The organism is Nonomuraea sp. NPDC003707 (assembly GCF_053587055.1).
This window is the reverse complement of record NZ_JBSFNK010000127.1, coordinates 1-1,442: the sequence shown is the minus strand read 5'-3', so window position 1 is coordinate 1,442 and position 1,442 is coordinate 1. Positions and strand designations below refer to the sequence as shown.

The 1,442-nt window shown below is 67.8% G+C and carries 1 protein-coding gene; it reads left to right on the top strand.

The window, feature by feature from the left end; translation table 11 throughout:
• The coding region (locus ACWDRB_RS67815; protein WP_449912904.1) for a type I polyketide synthase at nt 1-1,442 on the top strand (1,442 nt) is incomplete at both ends.

The following is a 1,442-nucleotide window of genomic DNA, read 5'->3' as shown; positions in this document are numbered from 1 at the left end:
CGTGAGGGTGGGTTCCTGAAGGACGCCGCCGGGTTCGACGCGGCGTTTTTCGGGATCAGTCCGCGTGAGGCGATCGCGATCGATCCGCAGCAGCGACTGCTGCTGGAGACGTCGTGGGAAGTTCTGGAACGGGCCGGGATCGACCCGGACACCCTCCGCGGCACCCCGACCGGCGTCTTCATCGGCGGAACACACACCGGATACGGTGCGGATTCACCATCGGCCGACGTCGAAGGCTACTTGGTCACGGGCACATCCAGTTCGGTGATGTCAGGACGGGTGTCCTACAACTTCGGCCTCGAGGGTCCGGCGCTGACGGTGGACACCGCCTGCTCCTCCTCCCTGGTCGCCATCCATCTGGCCTGCGAGTCCCTGCGTAGAGGCGAAAGCACTCTGGCACTCGCAGGCGGCGTGACCGTGCTCCCCAACCCCGAGCTGTTAATCCAATTCAGCCGTCAGCGTGGTCTGGCGCGAGACGGCCGGTGCAAGGCGTTCTCGGATGAGGCCGACGGCACCGTCTTTTCCGAAGGTGTGGGCATCCTGCTGCTGGAACGGCTCTCGGAAGCGCAGGCAAACGGCCACCGGGTCCTGGGTGTGATCCGCGGGTCGGCGGTCAACCAGGACGGTGCCAGCAACGGCCTGTCGGCCCCCAACGGTCCCTCGCAGGAGCGGGTGATCCGCCAGGCACTGGCCAACGCCGGCCTGGTCCCGGGTGACATCGACGCGGTCGAAGCCCACGGCACCGGCACCAAACTCGGCGACCCCATCGAGGCCCAAGCCCTCCTCGAGGTGTACGGAGCCCGTCCCGAAGAAGAACCCTTGTGGCTGGGCACCGTGAAGTCCAACCTCGGCCACACCCAATGCGCCTCCGGGGTGGCGGGTGTGATCAAGATGGTCATGGCCGCCCGCGAAGCCCTCCTCCCCCAAACCCTGCACATCACCACCCCCACCACCCACGTCGACTGGGAACAAGGCCAGATCCGCCTCCTCCAACACCCCCAAACCTGGCCCCACCACGGCGACAAACCACGCCGAGCCGCCATCTCCTCCTTCGGCATCAGCGGCACCAACGCCCACCTCATCCTCGAACAAGCCCCCCACCCCACCATCACAGGCACCGGCCCCAACGCGGGCAATGGCATAGGCACAGGTACTGGCAACGCCGACGCTGACAAGGGCACCGGAACGGGCACCGAAGCTCCGCAGCCCCTGCCGCTGATCCCGGTAGCCCTATCCGCCCGTGACCAGACCAGCCTGGCCGCCCAGGCCGCCCGCCTGGCCGACCACCTCACCACCCACCCCCACCTCCCCCTGCACGACATCGCCCTATCCACCGCCACCACACGCGCCCATCTAGAACACCGCGCCGTCATCCTGGCCCGCAACGCCGACGACCTCCACCACGCCCTCGACCACCTCGCCGGCACAAACACCGACGACAG